This is a genomic window from Pseudomonas sp. IT-P74, assembly GCF_949768175.1.
Taxonomy (GTDB): domain Bacteria; phylum Pseudomonadota; class Gammaproteobacteria; order Pseudomonadales; family Pseudomonadaceae; genus Aquipseudomonas.
Genome location: NZ_CATKQD010000001.1, coordinates 293,772 through 317,871, shown reverse-complemented (window position 1 = coordinate 317,871; position 24,100 = coordinate 293,772). Strand labels below are relative to the sequence as shown.

The 24,100-nt window shown below is 58.7% G+C and carries 17 protein-coding genes and 1 pseudogene; 14 read left to right on the top strand and 4 right to left on the bottom strand.

The annotated features are described in order from the left end of the window. Positions 1–836: 836 nt before the first annotated feature. The 4 genes and pseudogenes from ACM6J5_RS01465 to ACM6J5_RS01450 form a co-directional block, all read left to right on the top strand. Positions 837–1,301: pseudogene (locus ACM6J5_RS01465) on the top strand (HlyD family efflux transporter periplasmic adaptor subunit); the annotation flags it as partial. Beyond that, complete coding sequence (locus ACM6J5_RS01460) at positions 1,294–1,485, top strand: hypothetical protein (RefSeq protein WP_414927639.1); 192 nt, start codon at positions 1,294–1,296, stop codon at positions 1,483–1,485. The pseudogene ACM6J5_RS01465 and the gene ACM6J5_RS01460, both read left to right, overlap by 8 nt. 610 nt (positions 1,486–2,095) lie before the next feature. Further along, positions 2,096–2,575, top strand: a complete 480-nt coding sequence (locus ACM6J5_RS01455; protein ID WP_414927638.1) for a hypothetical protein — start codon at positions 2,096–2,098, stop codon at positions 2,573–2,575. A 202-nt stretch (positions 2,576–2,777) separates the two neighbouring features. Then, positions 2,778–4,151: a transposase gene (locus ACM6J5_RS01450; RefSeq protein WP_414927637.1), complete on the top strand. Its 1,374-nt coding sequence runs from the start codon at positions 2,778–2,780 to the stop codon at positions 4,149–4,151. Positions 4,152–4,491: 340 nt separating this feature from the next. Here the strand turns inward: ACM6J5_RS01450 and ACM6J5_RS01445 are convergent, their stop codons facing one another. Then, positions 4,492–7,314: a multicopper oxidase domain-containing protein gene (locus ACM6J5_RS01445; protein ID WP_256588939.1), complete on the bottom strand. Its 2,823-nt coding sequence runs from the start codon at positions 7,312–7,314 to the stop codon at positions 4,492–4,494. A 419-nt stretch (positions 7,315–7,733) separates the two neighbouring features. Between ACM6J5_RS01445 and ACM6J5_RS01440 the strand changes: the two genes are divergently transcribed. The 8 genes from ACM6J5_RS01440 (at position 7,734) to ACM6J5_RS01405 (ending at position 16,454) form a co-directional block, all read left to right on the top strand. Beyond that, complete coding sequence (locus ACM6J5_RS01440; RefSeq protein ID WP_414927636.1) at positions 7,734–9,860, top strand: TonB-dependent siderophore receptor; 2,127 nt, start codon at positions 7,734–7,736, stop codon at positions 9,858–9,860. A gap of 142 nt (positions 9,861–10,002) precedes the next feature. Beyond that, a complete protein-coding gene (locus tag ACM6J5_RS01435) occupies positions 10,003–10,680 on the top strand; it encodes a thermostable hemolysin (protein ID WP_095942105.1) in 678 nt (225 codons plus the stop codon). Beyond that, positions 10,670–12,151 (top strand): AMP-binding protein, encoded by a 1,482-nt coding sequence (locus ACM6J5_RS01430; protein ID WP_414927635.1) that lies wholly within the window; start codon positions 10,670–10,672, stop codon positions 12,149–12,151. The genes ACM6J5_RS01435 and ACM6J5_RS01430 overlap by 11 nt, the downstream gene beginning before the upstream one ends. After that, positions 12,148–12,822 (top strand): TenA family transcriptional regulator, encoded by a 675-nt coding sequence (locus ACM6J5_RS01425; RefSeq protein ID WP_414927634.1) that lies wholly within the window; start codon positions 12,148–12,150, stop codon positions 12,820–12,822. Before ACM6J5_RS01430 ends, ACM6J5_RS01425 begins: the two co-directional genes overlap by 4 nt. Continuing rightward, on the top strand, positions 12,809–13,618 hold the full coding sequence (locus ACM6J5_RS01420) for an SDR family oxidoreductase (RefSeq protein WP_095942108.1): 810 nt from the start codon (positions 12,809–12,811) through the stop codon (positions 13,616–13,618). The genes ACM6J5_RS01425 and ACM6J5_RS01420 overlap by 14 nt, the downstream gene beginning before the upstream one ends. Beyond that, positions 13,615–14,259 (top strand): tetratricopeptide repeat protein, encoded by a 645-nt coding sequence (locus ACM6J5_RS01415; RefSeq protein ID WP_414927633.1) that lies wholly within the window; start codon positions 13,615–13,617, stop codon positions 14,257–14,259. The genes ACM6J5_RS01420 and ACM6J5_RS01415 overlap by 4 nt, the downstream gene beginning before the upstream one ends. 168 nt (positions 14,260–14,427) lie before the next feature. Beyond that, positions 14,428–15,090 carry a response regulator gene (locus tag ACM6J5_RS01410; RefSeq protein WP_095942110.1) on the top strand — a complete coding sequence of 221 codons (663 nt, stop codon included), beginning with the start codon at positions 14,428–14,430 and terminating at the stop codon, positions 15,088–15,090. Next, positions 15,087–16,454, top strand: a complete 1,368-nt coding sequence (locus ACM6J5_RS01405; RefSeq protein ID WP_095942111.1) for a sensor histidine kinase — start codon at positions 15,087–15,089, stop codon at positions 16,452–16,454. Before ACM6J5_RS01410 ends, ACM6J5_RS01405 begins: the two co-directional genes overlap by 4 nt. 122 nt (positions 16,455–16,576) lie before the next feature. Here ACM6J5_RS01405 and ACM6J5_RS01400 read toward each other — a convergent pair whose 3' ends face one another. The 3 genes from ACM6J5_RS01400 to ACM6J5_RS01390 all read right to left on the bottom strand — a co-directional run bounded on the left by ACM6J5_RS01400 (position 16,577) and on the right by ACM6J5_RS01390 (position 20,585). After that, positions 16,577–17,842 carry an MFS transporter gene (locus tag ACM6J5_RS01400; RefSeq protein ID WP_150672526.1) on the bottom strand — a complete coding sequence of 422 codons (1,266 nt, stop codon included), beginning with the start codon at positions 17,840–17,842 and terminating at the stop codon, positions 16,577–16,579. 51 nt (positions 17,843–17,893) lie between these two features. Continuing rightward, on the bottom strand, positions 17,894–18,964 hold the full coding sequence (locus ACM6J5_RS01395) for a sugar phosphate isomerase/epimerase family protein (RefSeq protein WP_414927632.1): 1,071 nt from the start codon (positions 18,962–18,964) through the stop codon (positions 17,894–17,896). Between the two features lie 112 nt (positions 18,965–19,076). Beyond that, positions 19,077–20,585, bottom strand: a complete 1,509-nt coding sequence (locus ACM6J5_RS01390; protein WP_414927631.1) for a PLP-dependent aminotransferase family protein — start codon at positions 20,583–20,585, stop codon at positions 19,077–19,079. 329 nt (positions 20,586–20,914) lie between these two features. On the opposite strand from ACM6J5_RS01390, the gene ACM6J5_RS01385 reads away from it, so the two are divergent. Next, the gene (locus tag ACM6J5_RS01385; RefSeq protein WP_150672523.1) at positions 20,915–21,787 is read left to right on the top strand and encodes a DNA/RNA non-specific endonuclease; all 873 of its coding nucleotides are present in this window, start codon (positions 20,915–20,917) and stop codon (positions 21,785–21,787) included. 140 nt (positions 21,788–21,927) lie between these two features. Beyond that, positions 21,928–24,051 carry a TonB-dependent receptor gene (locus tag ACM6J5_RS01380; RefSeq protein WP_414927630.1) on the top strand — a complete coding sequence of 708 codons (2,124 nt, stop codon included), beginning with the start codon at positions 21,928–21,930 and terminating at the stop codon, positions 24,049–24,051. Positions 24,052–24,100 lie beyond the last annotated feature (49 nt).

Here is a 24,100-nt window from a genome sequence, read left to right as displayed (position 1 = left end):
TTATCGCCAAACTTTACAGCGTTACCGAGTAGGGAAATGCTTTCCATTTTGGCATCAAAATACCAGACCGCCACAAGCAAACCCGAAAAAAAAAGCAAGAAGCTCCTCGTCTTTTTGAAGCTTCCCTCATCGACATCCAGCCCCATGTCACCCCTTCCTTGTGCTATATCCCAGTGATCAATCAGCGAAAATATCACATTGCCATCATCCTGGCAGGTGGAATGAACGCAAGCGAACAGCGGGTGGCCAACGTGTTTGGCGACTCTCGGTCCACAGCCGGTTCAGATCCTCACCTATAAATAGTTTTTTTGCTTATTTCTGTCGAATTCTATCGTTCACCACTGTCTGCGATGGGGTGAAAGAAGGCCAAGACGAGCGCGTCCGCTTTTGGCCGTTTTTCGCCTGTCAAAGTCGGCAGAAAACGCCGCGTAGCAGGTGGTCAACGAGATGTGAAATCACATGTCATAGGCTCAATGTTGGTTCGTACACTTTAAGCTACGCTTAAATTTTTTCATCTCTACGCGGTTTGCGCAGAGTTTCTGGCGAGGTTAGGCGCAATATGCTTCCGGTCGTCTGTCCGCTATCCGAGATGTCTTGAAACACACGGCGCTGAACAATCAGTCCGATGCGGTGGCAACAAGTGTTCCGTTCACCAGCAGGCCAGATGTCTCTCGATCAATCCCGCCACCTCGGCTGCGTGAGTAAAGCCCAGACTATGATTGACGCCAGGGAAAACGTGTAGTTTCGTGCGGGGTAACAGTTGAGCAAGGCGCTGGCCGACGCGAATAGGGTTGATCAGATCAGAATCTCCCCCCAGAGGAGCAGGACTGGCATGAGCGCCAGTGGATGGCACAGTGCAGCAACTGGTGGTTCATACCAACGGCGGTGTGGTTACTGAGGCCTAGATCCTCATGGTCACAGTCCCCAGCGATCAGCCCGTGGAAGTCGAGGCCATGCTAGAAAACAAGGACATCGGATTCGTTCGTCCCGGTCAAGATGTCGAGATCAAGGTGGAGACTTTCACCTTCACTAAGTACGGGGTGGTCCATGGCACCGTCATCAGCATCTCCGACGATGCCATTGAGGATGAAAAACGAGGCCCGCTCCATAGTATGAGGATCGAACTCAAGGAACACCAAATCCGAATAGGTGCTCAGGATTTACCTCTTTCACCCGGAATGAGTGTTCGAGCGGAGGTAAAGACTGACAAACGCAAGGTAATCGACTACTTCCTAAGCCAACTCAAAAAGTACACTAACGAAAGTTTTAAAGAAAGATGCCGGAGTATAGCGAATGTCTAACTTTATGATGTTCTTATTAGGTTTTATACCCGCATTAGCATTCGCGACCCACTCCTATGCTGATTACAGGATGGCCAAAGGAAAACCTGTAGGTAGAGCATTCAATTATTTTTATAAAACACTAGCTGCTCTGGTTGTGTTGGAAATGATTGTTTTTGCCTTGGTATACATCGCCAGAAAGTAACCTCAAGGAGCTCATGATGCACTTCGCAACTGATTACCAGTTTAATGCAGAATACGATACTCCGATATCCTTAGATCAAAATAGTACCAACCAAGGCTTTGCCATCATGGACGGCATATATGACCAGGGAGCGAGAATCGACCAGGGTTTTCTAGGGATATCGGAAAAAGACTTTCCGCGTCGCGGTGCCTCGTGCCATCCGACATCATGTGCTCAACACGTAAGTCCTGCGGCTCAACAATCGCTGCCACCATAGGCCTCCCATCTCGCCGAGAAGCCTTGATGCAAATTTTGAGAGTTTTGGACTCCGTGGAGGCAGAGGTGTTATTGACTGCCAGATGAGCTGTCCAGAGACCGCTTCTGGCCGGTTTTTACCTGCCGCCAAGGGCTAAAACCGACCCATAGCGGCAGGTGGCACTAGGCAATAAACGGCCAAAGGCAGTCCGTCGTGATGCCTAAAAAGCCTGCGTGATTCAAGTTTCCTCAACCAGGGTATTCATAGTCTCGCCGTGTTCAAACCACCTGCCGCAGCAGTGGTCGCCAAGTGGCACAACCGCCGGGTTGAAACTACGCTGATCAAACGCTTATTTCCCTCCTGTGGAACTGGAAAATGAAAAGGATCTCTTCTGCCACTATCGTGTTCACAGTGCTTATCGCGCTTTCAAATACAGCGTCTGCTGAAACACCCTCTCATAGGGACGCTCGAACATTCGTTGCCCAGGCACAGATCGGCAGTAACCTCTCTACCCTTGCACTTTTGGCAGTGAAAAGAACGAACACCTACGCGATGATCGCCACAAAGCTGGGAAGTGCAGATGCAAGCAATGCCGTGTCCGGTGAAATCAATGCATTGCTGCCGCAGTATCAGCCTAAGTGGGATGAGAACCTTGCAGCAGCCTATGAAAAGTCATTCTCTCAAGAAGAGTTGTCTTCACTCGTATCTGAAGGCCGCGCATCAAAATACGCGGGAAAAGTGAAAGAACAGCAATCCGTAATTGGTAGATATATGCAGTCGAGTTCCGAGCCAATTCTGATTGCTCTTGCCTCCGAGGCGCTTAAGGCGACCCTGTCCAAATACATCCCGAAATAGACTGTAAAACAGGGCGGCCGGCATCGCGACCTCGAACGGAAATGCCCGCAAGACACAGGCGTCGTACATCAAGGTGGCAGAGGAGCGCAGTCGTTTACGGTCTTTCGGGAGTGTCAGCTATTGGCCGATTCTGTTGAAAAAGTAGCTCCCCTGTCTGGCCTGCGGCAAAATCTCTGCATTGGCCAGCAGGGAAGCACGCAGCATGATGGGACAGTTATCGAGTGGGCAGGAGCGGCTGTTTTACTCGTTCAACCTTGAAGATCACATTCCCGCCAATCACCTTCTGCGCAGCATTGATCGGTGTCTCGATCTGAGCGACCTGCGCCATTACCTCGCCGATTTTTATAGCCCGATCGGGCGTCCGTCGATTGACCCTGAACTGATGATCCGCATGCTGATCGTGGGCTATTGCTACGGCATTCGCTCCGAGCGGCGGTTGTGCGAAGAGGCCCATTTGAACCTGGCGTATCGCTGGTTCTGCCGGTTGAGCCTTGAAGATGAAGTCCCCAACCACTCGACCTTTTCCAAAAATCGACACGGCCGCTTTCGGGACAGTGAGCTGTTTCGCTGGTTGTTCAATGAAGTGCTGCGTCGCTGCATGGACGCAGGCCTGGTTAAAGGCGAAGGCTTTGCCGTGGACGCCAGCATCATCAAAGCGGATGCGAGTCGGCAGCGCGGCGTACCGGGTGATGAACCGATCAACTGGAGCGATCCGGCCCTGAGCACCCGCACCGTGCGTGAGTACCTTGAAGGCCTCGATGAAGAGGCTTTGGCCGAAACGCTACCGAAGCGCCTGTCGCTGACGGATCCTCAGGCTCGCTGGACCGCGGCTCCAGGCGGCCCAGCTTTCTACGCTTACTCCACGAATTATCTGATCGATACCGAGCACGGCGTGATCATGGATGTGGAACCCACACCGGCTCATCGCACCGCAGAAGTCGAGAGCACCAAGACGATGATCGATCGGGTCGAAGCGCAGTTCGACATCAAGCCACAGCGCCTCATTGGCGACACCGCTTACGGCACAGCGCCGATGCTGGCCTGGATGGTGGAGGACAAAGACATCGAACCGCATGTGCCAGTGTGGGACAAAACTGAGCGCAAGAACGACAGCTTTTCGAGTAACGATTTTCACTGGAATGAAGAGGCTGAGGAATACCGCTGCCCGGCCGGCAACGTATTGCGCAGCGAATGGCGAGCCTTCAAGAACGAGCGTTCGCACATCACCAAAGCCAACACCATCATCTTCCGATCCCGGCAGACCGACTGCGTTGCCTGTCCGATGAAAGCCAAGTGCTGCCCGAACACTTCGATTCGCAAGATCGTCCGCAGCGTCCATGAAGCCGCTCGTGATGTGGCTCGACGCATCGCGGCGACGCCGGCGTATCAGCGCTCTCGCCACGAACGTAAGAAGGTCGAAATGTTGTTTGCTCACCTCAAGCGCATCCTGAAACTGGATCGCTTGCGACTACGTGGCATGAGTGGCGCGTCCGATGAGTTCACGCTGGCCGCCGCGGTGCAGAACCTGCGACGTCTGGCCAAATTTACCTCTCAAGGGCCACCTGCTACGGGATAGGTGCGCCTGCACGAAGCAAAAAACCTCAAACTAACCCACTAACCGAGCTGCAAAGCTCAACGAAGGGCCGAAAAACCACTCAATGTGGTGAATAGGTTCTCCGGTGGTGGTCGTGCCTGAGTTCAGGCGAGCTGAAAATCCGACTTTTTCAACAGAATCGGCCGATTTCTGCCTCTGACGAGGGGCAGCTACCGCCCCATAGCCGACCGTGATGACAGTCGGCTATGGGATTGAAACGATCATGCAGCCGGTTCTTTGCGTTTGCTGACGACATGACCAGCCGTTCGACAGACGACGCTAGCCTTTGTCTCCACTGCCACTACCGCTGCTATCTTCCTGGTTATCGTTGACCCCCGACCTGTGGCCCGACACCATCTCCCGTACGGAATGTCGGTAGCGCAACCGAGTTCACGAATTTCACGCCGTCCCAGCTGGGCAAGGGTGTGGGCATCAATTGGATCTGGCCCGGGTGCTCGGAGTCCCAGCGCAGCAGCATCGCCGTGTCCTCATGCTGGGTGTTGTGGCAGTGTTCCATGTAGGTACCGGCAAACTCACGGATGTGTAAGGCTATTTCCACATTGTCGAGACTCTCGGGATGGCGGCCTATATTGTAGATATCCTTGCGCGCGCCTTTTTCCCATTCGGGCGGTGGTTTGCCACCTCGAGTGAGAATGATGCCTTCCTCGAAATGCACATGCACCGGGTGACTCCAGCCATTGCCGCCGTTCTGGATCTTCCAGACTTCCAGCGTGCCTTCGCCCTTGAACCCCGCCGGTGTCGGGCCAGTGGCCAATTGCGGCGCGGCTGAAATCCGCCGCGGGTCCATGTTGAAGCCTTGGCCGCCATCGGTCTTGATCGTCCAGGGTGTAAAATCCGTGCCGTTGGAGCGGCCAAAGATAAAGGTGCGGTGCCGCGCCTGGGCAAGCCGGGCGATATCGGCGGGGTCATCACGGTGCAAGGGCAGGGGGATCATGACCTTGCCCTCGGGCTTGCCGGGCTTGGCGGGCTCGAAGTCGACCGGGTTCATGCTGACATCCTGGCCGGTGTAAGGCTGGACGTTCAGTTGCAGGAACAGGCCCACGCCCGGATCACCGTTGACCCACTGTGGCCCCTGGCTGGTTTGCCTGACAACGGGCAGGTAGTTCCCGGAGAGGACATCGGCCAATGGAATGTCGCGTTCGGGACGCTTGCCGTTTTGATGTTCTTCGATGTTGACGAAGAAAATCCTGTCGCCCGGGCTGATGCCATTTTTCGCGAAGTCGATGACGATGTCATAGCGTTCGGAAATGCCCTGTATCGGCAGGATGGCGTTGTGGTTCTGTGTGTCACCGTCGCCATCGAGGTCCAGGCTGCCATCGAACGGCACCGCGTGCTCCATGATATTGCCGTCGTTGGCAATCATGTGGAACGGCACCCGGTCATAGGAAACTCCGGAGCCGTTCAGGCCTGGAAACTCGCCACCATTGCCATTGACCTGACGCACCACCGCCAGCTTGAAGTAGCGAGAAACCGATCCGTTGAGAATGCGGAAACGGTAGCGGCGGGCGCGTACGTCCAGGAAGGGCTTGTACTCCCAGTTGGTCAGCACCTGGTCACCGAGAAAACCGTCGGTGTTGAAGGGGTTGAACCACAACTGACCGGCCTGGTCCCAGGCCTTGTCGGTGATCATCAGGTTGACGTCATAGTCGCGGTTACCCCAGCCCAGCCCAGAGCCGCTGGGCAAGCGTAGATTGACCCCGTCGTCAACCGCCTCGTTGCCACGGTCCACGGCGCTGTAGTAGTTCATCATCGTCGCATTGCCCTTGTAGACATTCTGCGCGGTGAAATCGAGCATGTGGTCGTGGAACCAGTGGCTGCTCATGGTTTCGCGCCAGTCGCCACGGATCTTGATGGTGCCGTTGTTACACGTCTTGAGGCCTGGCGTTGCATCGTTGACGAACAGGGTTTCACCGGGGTCGCACGGGAATGCTGCCCGTGGGTCCTCGGCGGTGGTGTTGATGGTGTCGTAACCGGCCAACTGGATCGGCCAGCGATAGTCGTAGTACTGGCCCGGGAAGAAGAACGCGTTGGTAAAACCGTCGCTTTCCGCGGGCGTGTGGCCGTTGTGTTCATGGGTGGTGAGGGTGTGCAGGCCAAAGCCCCGGTTGGCGGACGGGTCAATGGGCAAGGCATCGTAATGACGCATCAGCATCGCCTGGCCATAGCGTACCAAAAGCAGTTTGGGCGGAAAGGTGCCGTCGAAGGTCCACAACGCATTATGGTCCTGGACAGGGAAGTTGGCGTGAAACTGCACTTGAATACCCTTGGTGGTGCCCTCGTTGTTCGGGTTGCCGTTGGTGTTGTGGTAGAGCCCGCCTGGCGCAAATTCCCCCACGGCGTAGTTATGCCGTTGCATGCGATCACGCAGGCCGCTGTTGACGTGAGCGCCGGCTTGCACAGTCTTGAAGGCGTCGCGCGGGAAAAACTCATTGAAACGCTGGTGCGACCAGCCTTTTCCCGGTGGCCGGCCTTCTGCGGGCGAATCGACCCGGCGATTGAGGAAAAGCTCGATCTGCGCCTTCCAGGGGTTGCGGTCCAACACATTGGAGAACTCTGTCGGGAAAGGCGTCAAGGCCGGCTGCCTGAGAAAGGCATCCAGCTCCGCCGGCGACGGGCCGCTTCGCGCCACGTTCAACGGGTCTTGCGCCGGTGCGGGTCCCAGCGTCGGAACCGGAAACGGAACGGGTGATGGCGGGTCGGTCGCATCCAGTTTGTTCGAGCCGAACTCCTCGAACAGTTCAAGCTTCTGGGTGAACGGTTGAACCCCGAACACCGGGCTGGCGTTCCCGTTGGTGGGGATATTGAAGCTGGGCTGCAGATCGGGTGGCAGCACATTGTCGACCAAGGGGGTCCGGCGGTTACCGACCACACCATTAGGCAGGTCGAAGGCCCCGACGTTTGCGAGAGGCGGCTTGAGCAAGTCCCGCAATGCGGCATCGGTGTCGGCGGGCGGGTTGGTGAACGCCGATGGGTCGGTGGGCGGCGGTGGATCGGTGTTGTCGAGGGGGGCTGCCCGGGTCTGGGACAAACCCAGCCCAAACACGATCACGGCAGCAGAGATACTCAGCGCCAGCCTGGTTTTGGACAATGGACTAGGTTTGAGCCTTCCGGCATCTAGTTTCATCGCAAACACCTCTGACGTGTTCCTCGGAGCGTGGCAGTACCTGGGTTACGAGCCACTGCTTCCAGTCCCGGCTGGTAAAACATTTGACTCCGAGCCGGGATGAAAACGATGCAAATTTCCCACCAAAATTGACAGGAAGCGACTAGTGGCTCTACGCCACGCCCCCATTATCTGCTGGCTTTACGCTGCGCAGGGTCAGCCAGGATGAATGCCCCAATGACGGGGTATATCCCCCAATACCGGGTGCAAGTGTGCGGGGCCGGCGGGGCTTGAGGCTGCGGCGATTTGAAATGACGCAGGTCACCTTCAGAAAATACAAATGAGAATACGTATCAAAGCATGACGGCGTGATATACCATGCGCCGCGATTTGTTGGCATGTATGCCACCCCATTTGGCTATTTTCACAAGGTTCCCTAGATGCGTCGTACTCTGGTGTCTATTTGCGTGCTTCAGGCATTCTCCGCTGCCTCTTGGGCGGAGCAAGCAACTCCCGATAAATCCAGTCTGGAGTTGCAAGCGACTGACATCGTTGGCACAGCAGACTTTGAAACCGCCATGGGACCCGTGGACGGGTATCGCGCGACGCGTTCGGCCAGCGCCACGCGCACCGACACGTCGATCCACGAAACGCCCCAGTCCATCAGTGTGGTGACCCGGGATGTTGTGGAGGACATCAGTGCCACAAGGTTGCAGGACGCCCTCGATTACGCCGGCGGGGTGGGGCGGGCCAACAATTTCGGCGGCCAGGGCCTGACCACCTTTACCGTGCGCGGCTTTACCACCGGGGAGTTCTATCGCAACGGGTTTCCGATCAACCGTGGCTATCCGAACATGCCCGATGCCAACACCATCGAGCGACTGGAAGTGCTGCGAGGGCCGGCGACCATGCTCTATGGCCGAGGCGATCCGGGCGGTACCTTCAACGTCATTTCCAAACAACCCCTGGCCGTGCCCACGGTGACCCTGGGCAGCCAACTCGATGACCAGGGCATGAAGCGCGGCACGCTGGATGCCTCCGGCCCGTTGGACGAAGAGGGGCGCCTGGCCTATCGCCTGAATGTGGTGGGCGAGGGCGGAGATACCTTCCGCGATCATGTCCAAACAGAACGTTACGGCGTGACACCGGTGCTGTCCTGGCAGGCCACCGATGACACCAAGGTGATTTTCGAAGGCGACTTCATGCGCAACAATCACCCGCTCGATCGCGGCCTGACGCGCTTTCCAAACCAGATCGGCACGGCCTCGCGCGATACCTTCTTCGGCGAAAAAGACGCTGGCAAATTGCACAACGACAACAACATGGCGCAACTGCGGTTCGAGCATCTGCTGAGCGATAACTGGACGTTGGGCGGCGGATTCCAATGGCTCGACGGGACCCTCGAGGGGAATGCGGTCGAAGCCAACGGCGTGGCCGCGGACGGACGCACCCTGGGCCGCAACTTCAATTACCGCAAGCTGGAGTGGACGGACAAAGACACCCAGCTCAACCTCACCGGCCATTTCACCGCGGGCGGTTTCGATCACACCCTGCTGACCGGCGTCGAGTACGAGGATTACGACTACCAGTCGATCATCCAGCGTTCGAGCGGCGCGGTGAGTGCCTACCCGATCGATATCTTCAACCCGGTGTACGGCCAGCCGCGTCCAGCCTTGACCCGCACCCCGACCAACGACAAGGAAAACCTCAAGACCTACGCGGCATTCGTCCAGGATCAGGTCGCCTTGACCGAGCGTTTGCGAGTCCTGGCCGGGGCCCGTTTCGAGCGCTTCGAGCATGACTACCAAACTTTTGTGCCCGGCGGCAGAAGCTGGGAGGCCAGCGACAATGCGGTGACCCCGCGTGTCGGGGTAACCTATGACCTCACCGACACCGTGGCGATCTATGCCGACACGGCGCGCTCGTTCAAGCCCAATACCGGCGCCAGTCGCCAGGGCGGTGGGTTCGAACCGGAAAAGGGCAAGTCCTATGAGCTGGGTATCAAGTGGGAAGCGCTGGACAGTCAGTTGAGTGTCGACGCGGCGATCTACCAGATCGAAAAGCGCAACGTACTCACCACCGATCCTGTGGACTCGACCTTCAGCGTGGCGGCAGGCGAGGTGCGCAGCCGTGGTTTGGACCTGAATATTGCCGGCAACCTGACCCCGCAATGGCGGGTGATCGGCGGTTACGCCTATGTCGATGCCGAAGTGACCAAGGACAATGTCATTCAGTCCGGGACTCGGCTGATGAACATCCCGCAGCACAGCTTCAGCCTGCTCAATGTCTACGAATTCCAGGATGGCGCGCTCAAGGGACTGGGGCTTGGCACCGGGCTCAAGTACGTCGATGAGCGTGCAGGGCAAACGGCCAACACGGCGTTTTCGATGGGCAGCTACACCGTGGTGGACCTGCTGAGCTACTACAAGGTGAACGACAGGATCAGGCTCAACCTGGATGTGAAAAACCTGACGGACGAAGATTATGAAGAGGGCGCATTCGGCAACGTGTACGCCTATCCAGGGGCGCCGAGAACCGTGCAGGTTGGTGTTTCCTACACGTTGTAGCCCGGCGGAATGTAGCACTCCAGCGTCGTTCGACATTCCTTGTACGGGTGCCTGCGGCGACTATTGTTTTGTCAGCTTCAGACTTCGTTAAGAAATGCCTTTGATACTTCTCCCCCAATTGATCCGGGGGAGATGATTTTCAATGTCCGATTTCAACTGGAACGTTCAGTTGCCGCTGCACTTTGGCCTGGCCGAAGCGCAGCAGATGTATCTCGTCAAGGCCTTGCCGGACGCCCCGCAACGGAGCGCATTCGAAGCCTTTATCCAGCAACGTTTTCGTAAGGCCCACGGTGCCGATATTCGCCATTTCATGCCGCAGCTGTTTGGCATGAGCGATGCGTCCGGCGCGCTTTGTGCGGTGGTCGGGGTACGTCTGGCGAGCGCCGGGCCGCTGTTTCTGGAAGGTTACCTGGACGAGGCGATCGATCCGCTGATCAGTGCCGCGGCCGACCATACCGTAAGTCGCTCAGCCATTGTCGAGGTAGGCAACCTGGCTGCCAGCGACACCGGCAGCGCACGGATGAGCATCATCGCGATGACCTACCTGCTCGCCATGGGGGGGCTGGAATGGGTCGCCTTCACCGGGAACCTGGGGCTGGTCAACAGCTTTCATCGCCTTGGCTTGAAGCCCGTGACGCTGTGTGCTGCCGACCCGGCGCGTCTGGGCGAGGACCGCCACGCCTGGGGCAGTTACTACGAAAGCAAGCCGTGGGTTCATTTCGGCAATATCCGCTCCGGTTTCATCCACTTGCGCAACATCGGCCTGTTCAGTCGCCTGGGCTTGCCAACCTCTATTGAAGGGTCTTGCCATGTCGCCTGAAATGGAGCGTTTCAAACAGACCCTGCGTCATCATGCCGAGCAAAAAACCAATGCCATTGCCTTGTGGGGCGATCATCTGAAGGTGGACTACGCCACGCTGTATGCCGAGGTCATTTATCGCCAGCAGCGCCTGCGCGATGAACAGGTCAGGGTGGTCGCCCTGGCCCTGGACAATGGCGTCGAAGCCATGCTCTGGGACCTGGCCGCGTTGTTCGAGGGTTTGACCTGCGTGGCCTTGCCGCCTTTTTTCAGTCCGGCGCAACGCAAGCATTGCCTGGAGCAGAGCCAGGCCGAACTCGTCATTGCCGAGCCGCAACTGGACGACGAACTGCTAGCGACCGGGTATGAGAAGCGCGGCGAGTTCTGGCACCGCACCTTCAGTGGCCCGAACCGGATGCCTGAAGGCACCGCCAAGTTGACCTTCACATCGGGCACCACAGGCACACCCAAGGGCGTGTGCTTGAGTGGCGACAGCATTCTGCGGGTCGCTCGCGAGCTCCATCTGGCCAGCCAGCCCACCGATCCGCAACATCACCTGGCGCTGCTCCCGCTGGCCATTTTGCTGGAGAACATCGGTTGTTACGCCGCATTGTATGCCGGCGCCACCTTGAGCCTGCCGGGCCAGAAAACCCTGGGGATTGAGGGCGCCAGTGGTGTGAATGTGCCGACATTGTTGGGTTGCCTGGCCAGCCGATCGCCCCAGAGTCTGGTTCTGGTACCGCAGTTGTTGCTGATGCTGGTCAATGCTGCCGAGCTGCAGGCCTTCGATCCACAGCACCTGCGCTTTGCCGCCGTGGGCGGTGCCCGGGTCAGCGAAGATCTACTGAATCGCGCTCAACGGCTGCGCATCCCCGTCTATGAAGGTTACGGGCTGTCCGAGTGCGCGTCGGTGGTGTGCCTCAATCGCCCGCAAGCACGGCGTCCCGGCAGTGTCGGACGGCCATTGCCCCATGTGCAGATTCGCCTGGCGGACGACGGCGAGGTGCTCATCAAGGGTTCAACCTTGCTGGGCTATCTGGGAGAGGCGCCGCACACCGCCCAATGGTGGCCCAGCGGCGATCTCGGCGAGTTCGACGCCGAAGGTTTTCTCTACCTCAAGGGACGCAAGAAACATCAGTTCGTCACCAGTTTCGGTCGCAACGTAAACCCCGAATGGGTGGAAGCCGAATTGACCCAGCGCGGGCCTGTCGCCCAGGCCTTCGTCCATGGCGAGGCCATGCCCCGCAACCATGCGCTGCTCTGGCCCCATCGCCCGGACTGCACTGACGAACAACTGGCCGCCGCCGTGGCTCAGGCCAATGAGGCTTTGCCCGAATACGCCCAGGTCCATCACTGGAGCCGGCTCGACCAACCCTTCACTGCCACCAACGGCATGCTCACCGCCAATGGCCGGCCCCGCCGTGATGCCATCGTCGAGCGCTACCGGGGGCAACTGAGCGAATCTGCATTTTCCGAGGAATCCGCACCATGAGTTTTTTTGACAGGCTGCAACAAGCCACTGAGCAAGAACGTATTGAACTGTTCAACCTGCCGATCATTCGTGATGCGCTGCTGGGCGACGTCAGCCTGGAAAGTTACCGGGCGTTTCTGGCACAGGCCTATTACCACGTGCGCCATACCGTGCCGTTGATGATGGCTTGCGGTGCGCGCCTGCCATTGCGTCTGGAATGGCTGCGCAAAGCGGTATGTGAATACATCGAGGACGAATACGGCCACGAACAATGGGTACTCGATGACATTCAAGCCTGCGGCGGTGACAGGGACGCTGTACGCGACGGGCGCCCGTCATTGCCGATCGAGTTGATGGTCAGCTTCCTCTACGACCTGATCGCCAGGGACAATCCGGTGGGATTGTTCGGCATGGTCAATGTGCTCGAAGGCACGAGCATCGCCTTGGCCACCCACGCCGCCGGCAGTATTCGCCAGCGCCTGGACTTGCCGGAAAGCGCCTTCAGCTACCTCAGCTCTCACGGCTCGCTGGATATCGAACATATGCAGACCTACCGTCGACTGATGAACAGCCTTGAAGACCCGGCCGACCAGGCTGCCGTCATCCATGCCTGCAAAGTGGTGTACCGGCTCTACACCGATATGTTTCGTGGCTTGCCGCGTAACGGGGAGAACCTGCATGCGCCTGTCTGAAGCTCGCGTCGTATTGACCGGTGCCAGCGGCGGCATCGGCCTGGCCATCGCCACCGCACTGTGCGCCAGTGGTGCCCAGGTGCTGGCCGTGGCTCGACATCGGGAACCCTTGGTGCCGCTGCTTGAGCTCTATCCCCGGAACCTGTGCTGGGTCCGTGCGGACCTGACGCTGCTCACCGACCGCCGCGAGGTGCTGGCGCGGGCCCAGAGCATCGGCGGTATCAACCTGCTGATCAATGCCGCCGGGGTCAATCATTTCGCCATGCTCGAACAGCTGGACGACAGCGAGATCAATTCGATGCTCGCGGTGAACATCAGCGCGCCGATGTGCCTGACAAAACTGATGTTGCCACTGCTCAAGCAAGCCGACAGTGCCATGGTGGTGAACGTCGGTTCGACCTATGGCTCCATTGGCTACCCCGGTTACGCCAGTTACTGCGCCACCAAGTTCGCCCTGCGCGGGTTCTCCGAAGCCTTGCGCCGGGAACTGGCAGACACCCGGGTCAGTGTGCTTTACGTTGCCCCGCGAGCAACCCGTACCAGCATGAACAGCCCGGCGGCCCAGGCACTGAACGATGCGCTCAAGACCAATGTCGATGATCCGCAAACCGTGGCGGCCGCAGTGATTCACGCCATTGCCGGTGAACGTCGCGACTTGTACCTGGGCTGGCCCGAGCGTTTTTTTGTACGGCTGAACAGCCTCCTGCCCCATCTGGTGGACCGTGGCTTGCGCAAACAATTGCCACTGATCCGCCGCCTGAGCCAGAAAACCGACCAGGAGAATCTCGAACCATGAAAACGATCATCGCTTGCCTGCTGCTCGGCGCATTGAGCCAGAGTGTCTGGGCGCTGGATGCTGCCGACCAGCAGCGTCTCAACGGTATCCAGCAAAGCTGGGCGCATATTCAATACGAGTTGCCCGAAGGGCAACGAACCGCGGCTTTTGAAAAACTGGCCGCCCAGGCTTCGAGCTTCAAGCTGGAACGCCAAACGCTGGCTGAGGCCTGGATCTGGTCTGGCATTGTCACCAGTAGCTGGGCGGGCGCCCAGGGAGGGCTTGGGGCGCTGAGCAAGGTCAAGGATGCCAAGGCAGACCTTGAAAAAGCCCTGACACTGGACCCCAAGGCATTGCAAGGTTCAGCCTATACCAGTCTGGGGGCACTCTATGACCGCGTACCGGGTTGGCCCATCGGTTTCGGCGATTCGGACAAAGCCGAACAGTTACTCAAGCTGGCATTGCAAATGAACCCCTATGGTATCGACAGCCTGTACTTCTGGGGCGATCACCTCTACCGTCAGAAGCGTTATGTCGAAGCCAGGGCAGCGCTGCAAAAAGCCTTGCTGGCTGCGCCTCGACCTGGCCGCGAGAGCGCCGACACCGGGCGCCGCAAGGAGATCGAGACACTGTTGGTGGATGTGAACAAGAAACTCGGTTGACGGGATAATGCTGGAAAATGCAGGAGCGAGCTTGCTCGCGATGGACTCATGAGCGCCGCGTTTAGCCAGTTAATACGCGTTATCGTTAACGACCATCGCGAGCGAGCTCGCTCCTACAGAGGACCACATTCGCTTAACTGAACAGCATTACGGCTAACAGGAGACCCTGTGCGCTTATTACTCATAGAGGACGACGTGGCGCTCGGCGAGGGCATTCATCAGGCCCTCGGCCGTGAAGGTTATACCGTCGACTGGTTGCAGGACGGCAACAGCGCTTTGCACGCGTTGCTCAGTGAAATCTTCGATCTGGCGGTGCTCGACCTTGGCCTGCCACGCATGGACGGTCTTGAAGTGCTGAGGCGCTTGCGGGACAGCGGTTCCAATCTGCCGGTGTTGATCCTGACCGCACGCGATGCCACCGAAGACCGCATCGCCGGCCTGGATGCCGGCGCCGACGACTACCTGATCAAGCCTTTCGACCTGGCAGAGTTGAAGGCGCGCATACGTGCGTTGCTTCGGCGTAGCGCCGGGCGTGGACAATCGCTGATCGAGCACGCCGGTATCAGCCTGAATCCCGGTACACAGCAAGTCAGCTACAAAGGCGAGCCGGTGGCCCTGACACCCAAGGAATACCAGTTGCTCCACGAACTGCTCTCGCCACCTGGCCGGGTAATGACTCGCGATCATCTGATGCAGTTGCTGTACGGCTGGAACGAGGAGGCCGAAAGCAACACCCTGGAAGTGCACATCCATCACCTGCGCAAGAAGTTCTCCACCGATCTGATCCGCACCGTCCGTGGTATCGGTTATCTGGTGGAGGAGCGTCGATGACCTCGATCCGGCGTCGCACCCTGACCCTGATCATCGGCCTGATGCTCGCCGGCGTGGCCGTGATCAGTGTGTTCAATCTGCACGACAGCAACCATGAAATCGCCGAAGTCTATGATGCCCAGCTGGCCCAGAATGCTCGCCTGCTGCAAGGCGTCATGCGTATGCCCATGGTGAGCAAGGACCATGCGGATCTGTACAAGGCTTTCAACCAGGCCCTGAACGAGGCGACGCCCGGGGGCGGGGGGCATCCGTATGAAACGAAGATTGCGTTTCAGGTGTGGAACGCCAGGAACGAAGTGCTGGTGCATACGGCCAGTTCTCCGTCCTTCAGCACACCGGCGGTCACACCAGGCTTCAGCGATGTAGTCGACCTGAACGACCGGCATTGGCGCGCCTTCCTGCTTGAAGACAAGCAGAACAACCTGCGCATCTGGGTGGGTGAACGGGACGACGTGCGAATGGACCTGGTGGACCGGATCGTACGCCACACGCTGTGGCCCAATATCCTGGGGAGTCTGTTGCTGGCCGCCATGATCTGGCTGGCCATCGGCTGGGGATTGAAACCGCTGGTCAATATGGCTGCAACGCTACGAGCCCGTAAGCCCGGCTCGCTCGAACCCTTGCAATTGACACCACTGCCCACTGAACTCGAGCCCATGCAGGCCGCCCTCAATCGCATGCTCGCGCAAATTCAGGAAGTCATGGGGCGCGAGCGACGCTTTATCGCTGACGCCGCCCACGAAATGCGTACACCACTGGCGGTGCTCAGGATCCACGCGCAAAACCTGATGGAGGCGGGGAGTGAAGAGGATCGTCGCGCATCGCTCGAATTCTTGATTGCCGGCGTGGACCGTACCAGTCGACTGGTCAATCAATTGCTGACGATGGCTCGCATAGAGCCTGGAGCAGGGACTGAACCGCCTGCGTCCATTGATCTGGCCAGCACCGTTCGCGACAGTCTGATTCAGTTGACGCCCTGGTTGCTGAGCAAGGGGCTTGAATTGGTTTTTGATGTCAGCGACGACATCAGCCTTGCGCGAGTCGACCCGGCCGCGATCGATATTGCCTTGAACAATCTGGTGACCAATGCGGCGAATTTCTCCCCCCGGCATGGAGTCATCACTGTCAGGCTGGTCGAAAAGGAAAATAGCTACGAACTGTCTGTCGAGGATGAAGGGCCGGGCATCAACGAGCAGGATCGCGATCGGCTTTTCGAGCGTTTCTACAGCCGAGGAAATGCTCAGGGTGCAGGGTTGGGGCTGACCATCGTCAAAGCCATTGCCGATCACTTGGGTGGGCAGATCAAGCTGGAGAACCGCAGCCCTGGAGGGTTACGCGCCACATTGGAAATTCGTCGTTCCTGACGTTGCACCTGGTATTGCCTGATGGCCCTGGAGGAGGCGGGTTTCGCATTTTGATGGCGGTGCCAGTGCGGCGGTCACCGAGAAGCTTCGGTTACCGCCGCAGCGCATACACCCACCTGTTTTCAGGCTTGCGCGGCGCTGACCTTGCCAGTGATCGTGGCGTTTTTGCGGACCGCTTGATACAGCAGGCTGGACACCATGAACCCGACAATGGCCAATACGCTCATCAACGAGAACACGTAGTTGTAGCCTTGTTGACCCGGGAAGTGGTCAAGGATGGCGCCATAGATGACGTAGGCAAACATGCCAGGCGCATAACCGATCAGACAACCGATCCCGAAGGCTGAACCGGTGATGTGCTGGGGAATGCCGACTTCACCCATGGGGGCCCAGAACACGCCGCGCATGGAAAAGACAATCAGCGCGAAGGAGAGGGTGGCCGCCATGCCGGCGTAGATGTAATCCGGGCTTTTCGGGATGAGCATGATGACGCCCATCAACGGCAACAACGCCAGGAATGCCCACTTCAGATAGCGGCTGGAACTCTTGAACTGTTTGTCGGCGATGAAGCCACCGGCAGGGCCGCCCAGGATCTTGAGGAAGTACTGGTTGATGATGCCGTAGGCGCCTACCAGGGCCACGGGCAGTTCGTACATTTCCTTGAGGTAGGGAATGAAATAGGTCAGGCCGCAGTACACGATGTAGACCATGAACACGTTGAGGCTGACCAGCCAGATACCCGGCACCTTGATGGCTTCGAACAGGTTCGACAACCCGTTCTTCGGCTTGACGGTCGACTGGGTTTTGCCGCTCTTGAGCAGCAGCCAGGTCAGGGTACCGGCAAGAATGTCGATGACCGAGTAGAACAGGATCGCCGACTTCAGGCCGTTTTCACCGGAGCCCATGGCGACGAAGACACCCAGTGCAGAGAAGGCGACCAGGGTATCGATGACGCCACGTCCGCCTTCGAGCAGGCCGAACAGGCGACCCTGTTCCTTATCGTCGCCCAGGTTGCGGATGGCTTTGAGCAGCGAAGGCCAAAAGAGGCAGTCGGCACACACGGCCAGCAGGCAGAACACCACCAGCAGATTGCTGAAGGGCGGAAAGGTCGCCAGGTAGAGCCCGAGGCCGCCGGTACCGATCAGGCCGAGGGGGATCAGCTTGCGCGTGTCATACCGGTCGGCGAGCATGCCGCCCACCACGAACAACGCGGTGGCGATGATGGCGTTGGCGCTCAGCAGCACGCCGATTTCAGTGTGGGACAGCCCCATGAATTCTTGCATGGGGATGTAGAAGGCGTCTTTGAGATTCGCCAGTTTGTAGATGGTGCCGCCACCGAGGATGAGAATCAGGAATCTGAGCCATTTGGCCTTGTCTTGGGATGTCATTATTGTTCTCCAGGCGTAATTGGGTAGGCAGTGCTGGTCGGCACGCCGGGTTCAGTCGTCAGCGCAATGGGCCAGGGTCAACTCGGCCAGGGTGCGGAACTCGGCCAGCAGACCGCGTACGTAGGCGACCTGGTTGTTGGCCCAGCGGTGTTCATCGGCCAGCATTCGTTCCAGCGAGAAGCCTTCCGGCAGCGCTGTTTCACTCATTTCCCGGTACGCAATGAACGGGTCGGCGGCTTCGTCGAGCTGGCGGAACGCCGGGGCCACGTAGTGGTTTTCCTGCTCGAGAATGAAAGCGATCACTTGCGGGGTTGATTCGCCGAGCATCAGCAGTTCGAACAACATGCGTGCGCTGGGCAGGTCGTCTTCGTTACTGCCTTGCAGCACGCCGTAATGCCCGAAGCCGTTTTGCTCAGGCACGATGCGCACACCCTTGAGGTGGGTCTGGCGTATGTGCGGGGCCAGGGCGCGCAGTGCCGCCAGGGGCTGTTCGCAGGCATTGATCATGTTGCCGAAGTCGAACAGGGCGTGCAGGCGAGGGTGGTTCAGCCGGCTCAGCAGTTGCGCGATCTCGCCGCTCTTGAGTTCTTCATGCTGCTCGAAGTCAAAGAACAGGTCGTGCTCGTCTGCCTGTTGCGCGAGGTAGTGCAGGTCTGACTCGATCACGTCCATGACCCGGGACAGCGCCCCTTCGTAGCGTGAGTAGACACGGATGTTGCGGGTACCCAGCGCCTTGGCGATGGCGATCACTTGGTCGACATCTTTTTCCAGGGTGCTGCTGATTTCCAGATGCACGTCCAGCCCGAGGGCATTGGCCTTGGCCGCGAACGCCTGAAGCTGCGCGACGGTCATTTGGCTCAGGCTGTTTTCCTCGCCGTCGAGCAGGTGCAGGCTCAAGCCCTGCAGTTCATGGCGATAGGCGAAGTCCAGCAGGTCGCCAGGGGTGACACGACCGTGGGTCAGATTGGTCAGCAAGGGGTAGGCATGGGCAAACAGGCGCAGTTGCGCCAGTCGGTCGAGCAACTGGCGGGCCAGTGCGTCGGTCAGTAGGGGGGGAGCCTCGGCCTCGACAGCCTTATGGCTGAGCAAGGCGTTGAATCGTTCCTGGATCTTATTGTTCATTCGAGTCGTTCCTGGTTCAGACACCGGGTCTACCGGCGCAGCCTTTATCGCGCCAGTCAGGAACTCTCGATAGATCCATTATCAGTTAATTCATAAGACCACTTGCCTTGGATCAAGTGGCCGGTTGCAGGTAGCCCATTTCGTCCAGGGCCTGGGCCAGCGCTTCGACACGCGCTTCGGCCTGGTCCTCCGGGGTGCTGGCAAAGCCGATCAGCAGCGCCGGCGGCAAGACATGTTCGACGCAGTAGTCGCTCAGGGGATAGGTATGAATGTCATGCCGGCCGAGTTCCCTGGCAAGGGCGTCGTCATCGAGATGCGCGGGTAACCAGGCGATCAGGTGCATGCCAGCTTCCACCGGCGTGATCCTGAAGAAACTCCCCAGCCGTTTCTGCAGCTGTTCGACCAGTGCCTGCTGGCGAGCCTGGTACAGGGCGCGCATTCGACGAATATGGCCGAGAAAGTGGCCTTCGCGCATGAAGTCCGCCGTGACGGCCTGGAGCAGTGTGGGCGGGCTGCGATCCATGACCGCCCGCAGGGTGCAGAAGGGCTCGATCAAGGCGTTCGGCAGTATCACGTAACCCAGTCGTAGCGAGGGGAAGAGCACCTTGCTGAAGGTTCCGGCATAGATGACCCGAGCCCATTGGTCCATGGCATAGAGTGCCGGCAGGGGGCGGCCGTTGTAGCGAAACTCACTGTCGCAGTCGTCCTCGATGATCCAGCTTTGATTCTGGGCGGCCCAGTCGATGAGTTCCTGGCGCCGCCCATAACTCATGGTGACGCCCAGGGGATGCTGACGAGAGGGGGTGGTAAACACCAGACGGGCGTCAGGACACAGGGCCAGGCCTTGCCGGACATCGATCCCCTGTTCGTCGATACGCAGCGGCACGACCCGGCCACCCTGGGCCTGGAGCGCAATGCGCGCCGCGATGTGCCCCGGATCTTCCATCCAGAAGCTGTCCTGCGGATTGAGCAACAGCATGCCCAGCAGGTTGAAGGCTTGCTGGGCGCCGGACACGATGACCACCTGATCGGCACTGCAATCAATGCCCCGGGCATCGAAGACGTACTCGGCAATCGCCTCGCGCAGGGCCAGCAATCCCTGTAGTTCGCCATAGCCGAGCATGGCCTTGGTGGGTTTGTGCAGGTGGCGGTTCAACAGGCGCTTCCAGACCGATTGCGGGAACGCATCGTAGGCGCAGTGGCTGGGCAGGAACGAGGTAGGGCTCCCGGTCGCCCAGCCGGCATAGGAAACACCGCGGAAATGATCGCTGCGCAACGACAGCATGGACTGGCTCAAGTCGGACAGGCGAGGGGGCTGGCGCTTGTGCTCATCGTCATCGATACCGCGGTTTTCCCACTCATGGCCGACATAGGTCCCGGCCCCGGTCCGCGACGTCAGAAAACCTTCGGCAATCAGTTGATCGAACGCATTGAGAATGCTGATTCGCGACAGCTGCAGCTCCTTGCTCAGGGTCCGGGTGGACGGCAGGCGCACGCCTCCCTGAATCCTGCCACCGAGGATCTGTTTGCGAATCTGCAAGTAGAGTTGGCGGTACAAGGGGATGGAACTGGCACGGTCCAGCTCGATACCTGACAACAACAAACCTGCGGAGGATTTCATTTTTGGTTCGTCTGGATGAAGTGTGGTTTGGCCTGAATTGCCGTCAGGCACCCGGGTGCGAAAGGGTATCGAGGGGTGCTGGATAAGTCATCCACCACAGCGTCACAATGATAGGGCTGCTGAGTACGGCATTGCACTAACCGATCTTGTCATGGTCCATACACCTCGCTCGACCCTCGGCCGTCGTACCCACCGGCCCGCATCGATAACTTGATCAAGGACAGCGAAAGCATGAACGCCGCCACATAGTCAGTAACGCCCTCCACCCGGTTCCGTGAATCGGGCCCCGCCGTACGTTTACCCCTCAATTCCTTTCGAAGATTTAACCCATGTACCTACGCAAAATTGCAGTTGGGCTGTCGGCCCTTGTTTTGCTCTCGTCCGGGGCACAAGCCCGCAGTCTGCTGGACATCCTCAAGCCACCCACCGCGCAACATGAGCAAACGTCCCGCTCCGGCTCGATCAGCCGGAACGCGGCACTGGACCTCTATTCAAGCAAACAGAAACAGGCCTCGTTTGATGGCTGCGCCGATCTGTTCCCGGCAGCGAAACCGATCAACACGGCCACAGTGCCTGCATCGATGAAACCCCTGGCGCTGTGTTCCGACAACTTCGCGGTGCTGTACTCGCAAACCAGCAAGACCCCGCTGGTGGTGGTCGAGCGCCTGAATGCCGCCCAGTTGCAGGATGCCAAAGGGGAGGAGCGCACCAATCAATTCTACCCGGACCCACGCATTCCCAAGGGAGGGCGCGCCGAGTTGAGTGACTACCGCAGCCAGCATCCGGCCGTGGACCGTGGCCATCAATCCCCGGCAGCCGATGCCCCGAGCCCCAAGGCCATGGCCCAATCCTTTGCGCTGTCGAACATGGTGCCGCAAGACCCGACCAACAACCGCAAGATCTGGAGCAAGGTCGAGTCTGATGTGCGCAAGTTTGCCAAGCGCGCCGATGGCAATGTGTTTGTCTTCACCGGCCCGCTCTTTGACCCAGGCTACTCGACCATCGGAGACAACCAGGTCTGGGTGCCGAGCCGCCTGTTCAAGTTGGTATACGACGCATCGTCCAAACGTGCCTGGGCCTACGTGCTGCCTAACGCAGAAACCCGTATTCAGAAACCCATGGACTATGAAACGTTCGTGAAGAGTACCGGGCTCAAGCTGCTCGGGAACCTGCCCGTCACCGGTTCGGCCGGGCGTACCTGATGGCTGGATGAGCAGCGCCCCCAAAACCTGCACCCTCGACCAAATGGAACAATCGTTCTTATTTACGCATAGGAATGATTTGTATTTACTTACAAAAGATAATCGTTATTATTCGCGCGATAATTCATACAAAGGTGTCCATGGTGGCTCGATCGCGCATTTACCCAGCCTCTCTGTCTTTGCTGGGTGTTCTGGTTGTACCTGATCTACAGGCAGAAACGGAGTCTGCTCTAACCCTACCGGCAACCGCTGTGAACAGTGAGTACAACGAGCTGAGTTACATGCCGACCGAGAGCAGGAGCGCACTGAAGATCGATGCTCCGCTACGTGATATCCCGCAAACCGTCAACGTGGTTCCCCAGAGCGTCATCAAGGATCAGGGGGCACGGTCGATGGAGGACGTGCTGAAGAATGTCCCTGGTATCGGACTGTCCAATGGTGACGGACAGCGCGACCAGGTCACCATCCGTGGATTCAGTGCCATTGGCGACATGTATGTCGACGGCATTCGTGACGATGCGCTGTATTTCCGGGATCTTTCCAATGTCGAGCGGGTGGAAGTGATCAAGGGGCCGGCTGCGGTGCTCTATGGCCGCGGCTCTTCGGGGGGGCTGATCAACAGCATCAGCAAGGCACCCAACTTCGCACCCAGGCAGGAGGTCGGCGTCAGTGTCGACAGCGAGGGCGAAAAACGCACTCAGTTCGATGCCGGTTGGGCCGATCAGCAGCACGGCGATAAGGCCTTTCGTGTGACAGGCGCACTGGAGAACAGTGACACCTACCGGGATGACGGCTACACCGACCGCAAGGCCATCGCGCCTTCGGCCTACTTCAAGCTTTCGGATGATCTGGAACTGAACCTGGGCGCTACCTATCTGTATGACAAGCGTCTGATCGACTTCGGCATCCCGGCATTCGGCGACCGTCCGGTCGATGTGGACCGCGACAAGCGCTTCGGTGCCGCCGACCCGGATGATGACTACACCCGCAGCGAAGTGTTCTCGTTCACGGCGGGTGTCGATTACCGCATCAATGACGACTTCACCCTGAGCAATACCAGCCGCTACTACCACTACGACCTGGATCGCAACAACACACTGGCTGACTCCAGCCCGACACGTTTCGTCACTGCGCCCAATGGTGAGCGGCTGGTGAAACTGAACCGCGGCAACGTACAGCGCAAGGAAGACGGCTGGTTCAACCAGACCGAGCTCAAGCAGCGCGCCGTGCTCGCCGGGATGAATCATAACCTGCTCTATGGTGTGGAACTGGGGCGCCAGGTAAAGGACCAGTCCGTATTCAACCAATCCAATGTGGCCAGGGTGCCGGTGTACCGCGATGGCCTGGTCGACGTGCCGTTCCAGGCCAATCGGCAAACCGCCAAGGGCACCAACACCCAGGACACCGCCGGTTTTTACGTGCAGGACATGATCGAACTGGCACCACAGTGGAAGGCTCTGTTGGGTGTGCGTTACGACGTATTCAACCAGGAGTACGCCGATGACCTGACGCACAACGAACTGTCCCGCACCGATACGACCTGGAGCCCGCGAGTCGGCCTGGTCTACCAGCCTGATCAAGTGCAGTCCTATTACGTGTCGGTGAGCCGTTCCTATCAACCCTCCGCCGAGATGTTCGCCCTGAGTACGACGAACCAGGACCTTGAACCAGAGGAGACCACCAACTTCGAGATCGGCGGCAAGTGGGACCTGCTCGATAATCGCCTGGCGTTGACGGCGGCGCTGTTCCGCCTGGAACGCACCAATATGAAAACCAGCGATCCGGCGAACCCGACCAAGCTGGTGCTTGCGGGTGAGCAACGCACCGATGGCCTTGAGCTGACCGCCAGCGGGCAGTTGAGTGACAAATGGCAGGTCTATGCCGGTTACGCCTTTCTGGATGCCGAGATCACCAAGTCCAACAGCTTTACCAACGGTGTCGCCAACGAAGGCCAGGTACCCACCTTGACGCCGCGCCACAGCGCCAACCTGTGGCTGGTGCGTTCGCTGACCCAAACCTGGCGTGTGGGCATGGGGGCCAACTATGTCGATGATCGCTATACCGCGCTGGACAACAATGTGGTCATGCCGGCTTACACAACCGTGGATGCCGCGCTGCTGTACAACGAGCCGAAATGGGACATGGCCCTGCGGCTGCGCAACGTTTTCGACAAGGACTATTACGCTTCGGCGCATGGTTCAGTGGATCTGATCACACCCGGTGCTCCACGGACGCTGGAGCTGAGCACCAACTATCGCTTCTGAGTGCAGACCTGAAGTACAGGCGCCCGGCATTGTCGGGCGTTTGTTTGGG

Coding starts and splice junctions, on each gene's coding strand:
- ACM6J5_RS01460 (WP_414927639.1), top strand. CDS start 1,294: ATGTCTAACTTTATGATGTTCTTATTAGGTTTTATACCCGCATTAGCA.
- ACM6J5_RS01455 (WP_414927638.1), top strand. CDS start 2,096: ATGAAAAGGATCTCTTCTGCCACTATCGTGTTCACAGTGCTTATCGCG.
- ACM6J5_RS01450 (WP_414927637.1), top strand. CDS start 2,778: ATGATGGGACAGTTATCGAGTGGGCAGGAGCGGCTGTTTTACTCGTTC.
- ACM6J5_RS01445 (WP_256588939.1), bottom strand. CDS start 7,314: ATGAAACTAGATGCCGGAAGGCTCAAACCTAGTCCATTGTCCAAAACC.
- ACM6J5_RS01440 (WP_414927636.1), top strand. CDS start 7,734: ATGCGTCGTACTCTGGTGTCTATTTGCGTGCTTCAGGCATTCTCCGCT.
- ACM6J5_RS01435 (WP_095942105.1), top strand. CDS start 10,003: ATGTCCGATTTCAACTGGAACGTTCAGTTGCCGCTGCACTTTGGCCTG.
- ACM6J5_RS01430 (WP_414927635.1), top strand. CDS start 10,670: ATGTCGCCTGAAATGGAGCGTTTCAAACAGACCCTGCGTCATCATGCC.
- ACM6J5_RS01425 (WP_414927634.1), top strand. CDS start 12,148: ATGAGTTTTTTTGACAGGCTGCAACAAGCCACTGAGCAAGAACGTATT.
- ACM6J5_RS01420 (WP_095942108.1), top strand. CDS start 12,809: ATGCGCCTGTCTGAAGCTCGCGTCGTATTGACCGGTGCCAGCGGCGGC.
- ACM6J5_RS01415 (WP_414927633.1), top strand. CDS start 13,615: ATGAAAACGATCATCGCTTGCCTGCTGCTCGGCGCATTGAGCCAGAGT.
- ACM6J5_RS01405 (WP_095942111.1), top strand. CDS start 15,087: ATGACCTCGATCCGGCGTCGCACCCTGACCCTGATCATCGGCCTGATG.
- ACM6J5_RS01400 (WP_150672526.1), bottom strand. CDS start 17,842: ATGACATCCCAAGACAAGGCCAAATGGCTCAGATTCCTGATTCTCATC.
- ACM6J5_RS01395 (WP_414927632.1), bottom strand. CDS start 18,964: ATGAACAATAAGATCCAGGAACGATTCAACGCCTTGCTCAGCCATAAG.
- ACM6J5_RS01390 (WP_414927631.1), bottom strand. CDS start 20,585: ATGAAATCCTCCGCAGGTTTGTTGTTGTCAGGTATCGAGCTGGACCGT.
- ACM6J5_RS01385 (WP_150672523.1), top strand. CDS start 20,915: ATGTACCTACGCAAAATTGCAGTTGGGCTGTCGGCCCTTGTTTTGCTC.
- ACM6J5_RS01380 (WP_414927630.1), top strand. CDS start 21,928: ATGGTGGCTCGATCGCGCATTTACCCAGCCTCTCTGTCTTTGCTGGGT.